This is a genomic window from Candidatus Eisenbacteria bacterium, assembly GCA_005893305.1.
GTDB lineage: Bacteria > Eisenbacteria > RBG-16-71-46 > SZUA-252 > SZUA-252 > WS-9.
Genome location: VBOZ01000038.1, coordinates 1 through 8,481, shown reverse-complemented (window position 1 = coordinate 8,481; position 8,481 = coordinate 1). Strand labels below are relative to the sequence as shown.

The following is an 8,481-nucleotide window of genomic DNA, read 5'->3' as shown; positions in this document are numbered from 1 at the left end:
AAGCGCTCCGCGCCGTGGATCCGTATATCCCGGCGCCGACGGAGCGATTCCACATCGTGGTCGACGCGGGCCACACCGACCTCCCGCCTGAGGAGGTCGCAGCTTTGGCGCCGGGCAGCTTGATTCCACTCGATCGCAAGGCGGGGCAGCCGGTCGAGATCGTCGCCAATGCGGTCACGGTCGCGCACGGAGAGCTGGTCGAAGTCCGCGGGCGGGTCGCGGTCCGGGTCCTCTCACTGGAACGCCCCCACACGACCCACGAAGCCCAGCACGAACCCCAAACCAAACACGAAGCCCGGACCACGCCAGGAAGGCCCGCGAAGCCCAGGAGGGGCAAATCATGAGCGCGACCCTGATCTACACGATCGCGATCGCCGTGGGGGCGATCACCCTCGTCGGCGCCACACGAGTCTTCTGGCGGCGGAACGAGCACGTCGACGACGCCTCGATGGAAGTGCCGCCCGAGATCCGCCTCCTGACCCGGGCCCGCATGGGAAGGGGCCGCACCCTCGTCGTCATAGAGGTGGAGGGCCGGCGGATCCTGCTCGGCTCCACGCGGGAGCAGTGGACCGCGCTGGCCGACCTTGGCGCGGCCTCGCTCCGGGCGGAGGAGGATCCGTTCGCTCCCTTCGACGCCGAGCTCTCGCGCGCCATGCATGCGACCCGCTACCGCAAGGGCTGGAAGCACTCGTGATCGCCGTCGCCGAAACGCGCGGCGGGCACCGCACAGAAGTTGAGCATCGCTCCGGCCGGGCACGCGGAATTGGCCGCACCGCCGACGGCAGCACGGTCGAAAACCGCGCCGCCAGGCCATTTATCAGCACGGCATGCGGTTTGCACAAGCCGTCTCGTCCGCGGCGAAGGATCGCCAACTCAAACGCAATCGGACCGAGGAACTCCAGATGAGCGACATCGAAGGAAAGGTCAAGTCGAGCGCCGCCAACGGGCGGAGCCGCGGCCGGACGTCCAAGCGTCCCCGGGTTCAACGGAACGGGAAACCGGCGTTGGCCCCGCCGCCATCGCGCCCCCGTCGCCGCGTCATCGCGGTCACGAGCGGGAAGGGCGGCGTCGGCAAAACCAACATCGTGACGAACCTCGCCATCGCCCTCTCTCGCCAGGGAGTCCGGGTGCTCGTGCTCGACGGCGATCTGGGCCTCGCCAACGTGGACCTCCTCCTGGGGATCGCGCCGCAGTTCGACCTCCAGGACGTGATTCTCGGGAATCGGACGCTGCGCGACATCCTTCTGGAAGGGCCGGACGGGATCCGCGTCATTCCGGCATCGAGCGGCGTCGAGGAGCTGGCGAATCTCGACGAGTACCGGATGGAAGTGCTCTTCCGCTCGCTGGCCGAGCTGGAGAGCGAGACCGACATCATCCTGATCGACGCGCCGTCGGGCATCGGCCACCACGCGACCTCGCTGGTTCAAGGGGCGGATCAGGTCCTCGTCGTCACGACGCCCGAGCCGACCGCCTTCTCCGACGCCTACGCGATGATCAAGGTCTTGGTAAAGCGGCCCCTTCGCGCCGCGCCGGCGCTCCTCGTGAATCAGGCCGACTCCGAAGATTCCGCGCTCGCCGTGGCCCGCCGCGTGAAGGGCGTCGCGAAGCGGTTCCTCAATCTCGATATCGAATACTGGGGCTACGTTCTGGCGGACGAGTCCGTGCCCAAGTCGGTCCTCCGCCAAGAACCGTTCCTCTCCACCTATCCCTACTCGCCGGCGGCGAGCTGCATCTACCAGCTCGCGCGGCGCGTTCTGGGTCAGCCGGACCGGAACGGCACCGACAACACCGCGCCTGGGCCGATCGCCCTGGTGACGCGGGACGAAGTGCCGGAGGAGGTCTAACCGTGCGACGACTCCTGATCCGGCTCACGGCGATCACCGCCCTCTGCGCGGGGTTCATCGCCGGGGTGATCGGCATCCTCACGCGCTCCACCTGGTCGATCATTTTTCTCCGCTCCGCCCTCGCCATGGTGATCGCGATTCTGATCGGCGCCGGCGTCGGACTGATTCTCATGAGAACCGCACTGCGCCGCTACTACGAGCAAGGGCGCTCCACCCCCGGCGACCGGCGCGTCCGGGCCGACCGCTAGAGCGGGAGGAGTTCGATCATGGCTTCTTCATCCGTACTCCACACGCTCGCGAACCGGGCGCCACGCGCCAGAGGGCGCAAGGAGCGCCAGAAGGAAGTCGCGCTCAGCCGCTACGCGCCGCTGGTCAAGTACGTGGTCGACCGGCTGGCCCTCCACCTACCGAAATCCGTCGAGCGGGATGATCTGATCTCGGCGGCGATCATCGGGCTCTTCGACGCGCTCGAGAAGTACGACGCCTCGAAGGGGACCAAGTTCGAGACCTACGCGATCTGGCGGATCCGGGGCGCGATCCTGGACGAGCTTCGCTCCCTCGACTGGGCCTCCCGCTCGATACGCAGGAAGGCGCGGAACGTCGAGGAGGTTGCCCGCGAGCTGGGTCAGCGCTTAGGGCGCGCCGCGACCGAGGAAGAAGTAGCCGACGCGCTCAACCTGAGCCCCACCGAGCTATCGCGGCTCCTCGACGAGGTCCACGGGACCGCCCTCCTCTCGCTCTCCAAGTCGGTGTCGAGCGACGAGGACCAGGACTTCATCCAGCTCGAGGACATCGTCGACGATCCCACTCATCGGGACGCGCTCGATCAGATCGAGACCGATGAGGCCCGCGAGGTTCTGCTCGAAACGATCGACGGGCTCCCCGAGCAGCAACGGCTTGTCGTCGCCCTCTACTACTACGAAGAGATGACGCTCAAGGAGATCGGCGAAGCGCTCCACATCTCCGAATCCCGCGTATCCCAGATACACACCCGTGCCGTGAAGACCTTGAAGGCCCGCCTGGGCCGAATTCTCTAGTGCTCATGCCCAAGACCGCCGATCCCTCGGCCCTGAGGAAAGTGACCGAAGGGATGGTCGCCCTCCCGACGCTCCCCCTGGTCGCATCGCGCCTCATCGACGCGATCGCGCGCCCGGATACGTCCTCGGAGGAGGTCGCCCGGATCCTCTCGCTCGATCCGTCGCTCACCGCGCGCACGCTCCGCTTGGCGAATTCCGATTTCTACGGTTTCCCACGCAGGGTCGGAACGGTCGACCTGGCGGTCGTCGTCCTCGGCCCGAACACCATCCGCGACCTCGCCCTCGGCGCCTCGGTCTTCCAGACCTTAGGCGAGAGCGATGCCGGGATGGAGGGCCTCTGGAATCACTCGCTCGCCTGCGGCGTGGCCGCGCGCTCCCTTGCCGAGCGCTGCGGCTACCGGCTGAGCGGGGAAGCGTACGCGGCCGGGCTGCTCCACGACATCGGCAAGGTGGTGCTCCGCCAGACGGACCCCGAGCGCCTCCAGGCGGTGATCGCGCTCGTCCAGGAGCAAGGCGAGTCGATGGAGGAGGCGGAGCGGGGACTGTTTGGATCGAGCCACGCCGAGGTGGGCGCGTGGCTTGCCGAGAGGTGGGGGCTCCCCGCCGATCTCGTGGAAGCGATCGCCTGCCATCACCGACCGGAGGCCGCGACCCGCAACCGGAAGCTCGCGGCGCTGGTCCATGTCGCCAACTCCCTTACAGACCGGGCCGGGCTCTCCTGGCCCAAGGGCGTCGCGTCGCGACCCCTCTCTCCATCGACGTGGGAGCTGGTGGAATCGGACGAGAGGCGGCAGGAGCCGCTGCTCCGAGAGCTCGTCCAGGACGTGATCCGCGAGACCGAAAGAGAGCGTGCTCTCTTCGCCGAGTTCCGTGGATCCCAGGAGGATTGAAGTCATGGGAGTCGCAGTGAAATCGGCGCACGACCGCGCAATCGAGATCCGCGTCCGTTTCGAGCCAGGTCTCGGGGCCTCCCTCTACGCCTCGCTCCAGGACGGCGAAGTCAGCCCCGTCACGGTCGCGAGAGCGCTTGGGAAGGGCCGCGCGCTGCTCCGCTACCACGGATACACGCTGATGGCGCACGGGGCGCCCGACTGGAAGACGGGGGACACGTTCTCCGTATTCGTGAAGGAGATGGGGCCGCCCCTGGTGCTCGCCCCGGTGGGTAACGGGAACAAGAAGGACGGGAAGCCGGTCGCGACGGTCGAGACGGCCGTGGTGCCAGGCATCGTCGACAATCCGGGGAACGGTATCCGGCCCTGATCGAGAGGCCAAGGAGGAAGGCCATGAAGCAGCGCAATGGAGCGGGCTCGAAGCGGCTGGTGGAGGCGACCGAACGGTTCATCCGATCGGAGCAGAAGCTCCTCGAGGTGCTTGGCGAGCGTCGAATTCTCAAGAAGGCCGAGTGCGCGCATTTCGCGAAGGATCTCTCGCTCTCGGCGGCGAAGAAGCGCTCGTCCGACGTATTCGCGAGCGCGGTATCGATCAATCGCAAGTTGATGGGGATGCTCTCGAAGGGGCGGTCCGCGGGCGAACGCACGGTCACGGACTCCGACGTCCTTGGCGAGCTGAGCCGCGTCACGCAGACGGGCGGCGATCCGATCGAGGCGTTCCGGGAGAGCCTGCTCCAGATTCGGACGGCGATTCCGTTCGAGAACGCGACGCTGTTCCTGTTGAACCGCCAGTCGCAGACGCTCGAGGAAGCGGTCTCCGTCGGCGGCCGGGTCGATCTCATCGGCCACGTGAACTTCGACCGCGGGAAGGGCTTCTCCTCCTGGGTCGCCCAGCAGCGAAAGCCGGTGCTGCTCAACGATCTTCACCGTGAAGAGGGTCCGGACGCGGTTTCCCTGCGCTCGTTCCTGTCGGTGCCGATCCTCGTCCAATCGGAAGTGATCGGGGTCGTGAACATGTGCCACTCGAGGCCCGGCGCGTTCGACGAGGAGAGCGTGAAGCGGCTCGAGCTGATGACCATTCCGATCTCCGCCATCGCGATCCGGATGCTCCTGCGGGGTGAAAGGGAGCGGCTCGCCACGACCGACGATTTGACCACGCTCTACAACAAGCGCCACTTCGACGCCCACCTCGAGGACGAGGTGGGGAAGGCGAAGCGGTACGGCCACAAGGTCTCGGTGGTGGTGCTGGACGTGGACGGCGCGAGCGAGAGGAAGGGTCGGACCGGAAACGGGATCGGCGACCAGATCCTCTCGGACATGGGGCGACTCCTGAAGCGCTCGGCCCGAGGCACCGACTGCGTCGCGCGCTACGAGGGCGACGAGTTCCGCATTCTCCTGCCGCATACCGATGCCGCGAGGGCGAAGGTGGCGGCGGAACGGCTCCGTGGCGTCGTGGAGCAGCACGCGTTCCCGCGCCGGCGGAGGCTGACCGTGCACGTCGGCGTGGCGACCTATCCGGTCGATGGCGTCGTGGAAGACCCTGCGAGCCTCCGTGCATCGGCGGGAGTGCGAGCGGGCACGAACGGGGCCGCGTCGGTCCCGGCCGTGGATGACCTGAACGAAACGGTCGTCAACTGAGGGATAACACCACAGCTATGACGCAAAAGGCACACGAGGCAGAGCCGGCGCCGGCAGCGGCTGAAACCCCGAGGGCCAGAATCCTGGTCGTGGATGACGAGGTCCAAGTCGTCCACATCTTCCAGGATCTCCTGACCCAGCAGGGGTACCAGGTCGAGGCGTGCGACAACGGCGATGACGCCATCCTCAAGGTCACGACGGGGAAGTTCGACCTCGTCTTGACCGACATCAACTTGCCCGGGGTCGACGGCCTGGAGGTGATCCGGGCCGCCAAGGCGGCCGACAAGGATACGTGCGTCATTCTCATCACCGGCTACGCTTCGACGACGACCGCGATCGACGCGCTCCGCCAGGGCGCCTACGACTACATCACGAAGCCGTTCGATCTCTGGGAAACCGCCAAGGCGATCGAGCGCGGGCTGGAGAGCCGGCTGCTCACGCAGGAGAACCGGCGCCTGATCTCGGAGCTCGAGGCCGCGAACGCGGGGCTCCAGCAGCATGAGGACATCCTCAAGAAGAAGGTGGAGAAGGCCACCCACGGTCTCTCCCGCCTCTACGAGGCCGGCAAGGCCATCTCGACCAGCCTGAGCCGCCAGAGCACGCTCGACGTGGTGGTCGCGCAGGCCGCGCGGCTCACTTCGGCCAAGTCCTGCCTCCTTTTCCTCCACGACGTCGCGTCCGACGACTACGCGGCCGAGGCTGCCGTCGGCGTCCCCGAGGAGACGTACAAAACGCTCCGCTTCCAGATGGGGCTCGGCTACCACGGCCAGGTCGTCCAGAGCACCCAGTCGGCGCTCCTCGAGGACCTGGCCGAGGCGGTGGGCGCCGAGGAGATGATGTCCGTGCTCCGGGCGACGAACGCCCTGATCGTTCCCCTCCAGTCGAACGAGAGCGTGATGGGGACGATCACCTGCTTGAATCACGAAGGCGGCGGCTTCAGCACCGAGGATCAGGACATGCTCAAGATGCTCGCGAGCCAGGCCACGATCGCGATCACCAACGCGATCCTCTTCGAGCGGACCAAGGAGCTGGACCGGCTCAAGTCCGAATTCGTGGCCGTCGTCTCGCACGAAGTGCGCACGCCGCTCACCTCGATCAAGGGCTCGCTCGAGCTTCTGGGCGACGAGCGGTTCCACAAGCTCCCGCCGCCGCAGAAGGAGCTTCTCAGCATCTGCCAGGCGAACACCGAGCGGCTGATCAGCCTCATCAACGACATCCTCGACTTCTCCAAGCTGGAGTCGTCGAAGCTCTCGCTCGTCGTCGAGTCGATCGACGCGGGCACGGTGCTGACCGAGGCCGTCGAGAACATCCAGAATCTGGCCAAGCAGAAGGAAGTCGAGATCGAGCTCAAGGTCGACGCCTCGACCGGCTCGATCGAGGCCGACCCGATGCGCGTGGGCCAGGTCGCGACCAACTTGATCGGCAACGCCATCAAATTCTCCCCGGAGCAGAGCCGCATCGAGGTCTTCGCCTCGGGCGATGAGACCCAGATCACGGTCTCGGTGAAGGACTACGGCCGCGGGATCGCCCAGCGCGACCTGAACCGGCTCTTCCAGCGATTCGCCCAGCTCGACTCCTCGACGACCCGCAAGGCCGGCGGCACCGGGCTCGGCCTCGTCATCTCGAAGGGAATCGTCGAGCAGCACGGCGGGAAGATTTGGGTCGAGTCGTCGGTGGGCGAAGGCTCCACCTTCTCCTTCTCGCTGCCTCGGCGGCGCGTGGAGACGGCCGCCGCGTAGAAGCCTCGTAGTGACTTCGCGCTTGGGCCGGGGACTTCGCCCCGGTAGTATTCGCCCCAGTGAGCCCACCCGATCACCCCCGGAAGACCGTCCTCTCCGTCTTCGGCACCAGGCCGGAGGCAATCAAGATGGCTCCCGTGCTCCGCCTCCTCGCGAAGGAGGGCGGGATCCGCTCCCTCGTCTGCGTCACCGCCCAGCACCGCGAGATGCTCGACCAGGTGCTCGCCCTCTTCGAGATCCGGCCCGATCACGACCTCGACCTGATGCGGGAGGGACAGACCCTCACCGAGATCACGACGCGCGCGCTGACCGAGCTCCAGCCCTATCTCGAGCGCGAGAAGCCCGATCTTCTCCTCGTGCAGGGCGACACGACGACGACCATGGCCGCCTCGCTCGCGGCGTTCTACGCGCGCGTGCCCGTGGGGCACGTCGAGGCCGGGCTCCGGACCTGGGACAACGAGTACCCCTACCCCGAAGAGGTAAACCGGCGCATGACGTCCGTCATCGCGGCCCACCACTTCGCGCCGACCGAGCGCGCGCGGCAGAATCTGCTTCGCGACGGCGTCGCGGACGGGGCCATCACGGTGACCGGGAACACTGTGATCGACGCGCTGCTCGACGTGGTGAAGGTGGAGCCGAAGCGCGCGCCGGTCCTTCCGTATCGGGGGAAGCGGATCGTGCTCGTGACCGCGCACCGCCGGGAAAATTTCGGCGCGCCGCTTTTGGAAGTGATCGGAGCGCTCCGCGATCTGGCTTCGCGCTTCGCCGACGTCGACATCGTCTACCCAGTGCATCGCAATCCGAACGTCGATCGCCCCGTCCGGCAGGCGCTCGCCGGTATGCCTGGCGTTCATCTGATCGACCCCATCGAGTACAAGGCGTTCGCGGACCTCATGGCAGCGTCGTACCTCATCCTGACCGATTCCGGTGGGATCCTGACCGATTCCGGCGGAATCCAGGAGGAGGCGCCGTCGCTCCGAAAGCCGGTCCTGGTCCTTCGCGACGAGACCGAGCGGCCGGAAGCGGTGGAAGCGGGGGTCGTGCGCCTCGTCGGGCCGCACCGCGACGCGATCGTCGCGGCGGCCGCCGAGCTGCTGGAGGACCCCAAGCGCTACGCCGCGATGACGGCCAAGGGGAATCCCTACGGCGACGGGAAGGCGGCGGGACGGATCCTCACCAAGATTCGAAAGCTGGTCGGGACATAGGGGGCGTGATTTGGGGCGTGACGGGAGAGCGATTTGGGGCGTCGGGACCGCTCAAACGGGCTTGGCAATTCGGCCCGGGAGGAGCATCATGTTGTCGTGGGGCGCGTTCTGCCCCTTCCTATGCGGGA

At 67.0% G+C, this 8,481-nt stretch carries 10 protein-coding genes; all 10 read left to right on the top strand.

The window, feature by feature from the left end:
• The coding region (locus E6K79_12010) for a FliM/FliN family flagellar motor switch protein (GenBank protein TMQ62612.1) at positions 1-344 on the top strand (344 nt) is incomplete at its 5' end.
• A complete protein-coding gene (locus E6K79_12005) occupies positions 341-694 on the top strand; it encodes a flagellar biosynthetic protein FliO (GenBank protein TMQ62611.1) in 354 nt (117 codons plus the stop codon). The genes E6K79_12010 and E6K79_12005, both read left to right, overlap by 4 nt.
• A gap of 133 nt (positions 695-827) precedes the next feature.
• Positions 828-1,844 carry a MinD/ParA family protein gene (locus E6K79_12000; GenBank protein TMQ62610.1) on the top strand — a complete coding sequence of 339 codons (1,017 nt, stop codon included), beginning with the start codon at positions 828-830 and terminating at the stop codon, positions 1,842-1,844.
• 2 nt (positions 1,845-1,846) lie between these two features.
• Positions 1,847-2,092 (top strand): hypothetical protein, encoded by a 246-nt coding sequence (locus E6K79_11995; protein TMQ62609.1) that lies wholly within the window; start codon positions 1,847-1,849, stop codon positions 2,090-2,092.
• Positions 2,093-2,110: 18 nt separating this feature from the next.
• Positions 2,111-2,881 carry a FliA/WhiG family RNA polymerase sigma factor gene (locus tag E6K79_11990; protein ID TMQ62608.1) on the top strand — a complete coding sequence of 257 codons (771 nt, stop codon included), beginning with the start codon at positions 2,111-2,113 and terminating at the stop codon, positions 2,879-2,881.
• Positions 2,882-2,886: 5 nt separating this feature from the next.
• Positions 2,887-3,771 (top strand): HDOD domain-containing protein, encoded by an 885-nt coding sequence (locus E6K79_11985; protein TMQ62607.1) that lies wholly within the window; start codon positions 2,887-2,889, stop codon positions 3,769-3,771.
• Between the two features lie 4 nt (positions 3,772-3,775).
• Complete coding sequence (locus E6K79_11980) at positions 3,776-4,141, top strand: hypothetical protein (GenBank protein TMQ62606.1); 366 nt, start codon at positions 3,776-3,778, stop codon at positions 4,139-4,141.
• A gap of 23 nt (positions 4,142-4,164) precedes the next feature.
• Positions 4,165-5,409: a diguanylate cyclase gene (locus E6K79_11975; GenBank protein ID TMQ62605.1), complete on the top strand. Its 1,245-nt coding sequence runs from the start codon at positions 4,165-4,167 to the stop codon at positions 5,407-5,409.
• 17 nt (positions 5,410-5,426) lie between these two features.
• Complete coding sequence (locus tag E6K79_11970) at positions 5,427-7,148, top strand: response regulator (GenBank protein ID TMQ62604.1); 1,722 nt, start codon at positions 5,427-5,429, stop codon at positions 7,146-7,148.
• A 128-nt stretch (positions 7,149-7,276) separates the two neighbouring features.
• Positions 7,277-8,353, top strand: a complete 1,077-nt coding sequence (locus E6K79_11965; GenBank protein TMQ62613.1) for a UDP-N-acetylglucosamine 2-epimerase (non-hydrolyzing) — start codon at positions 7,277-7,279, stop codon at positions 8,351-8,353.
• Positions 8,354-8,481 lie beyond the last annotated feature (128 nt).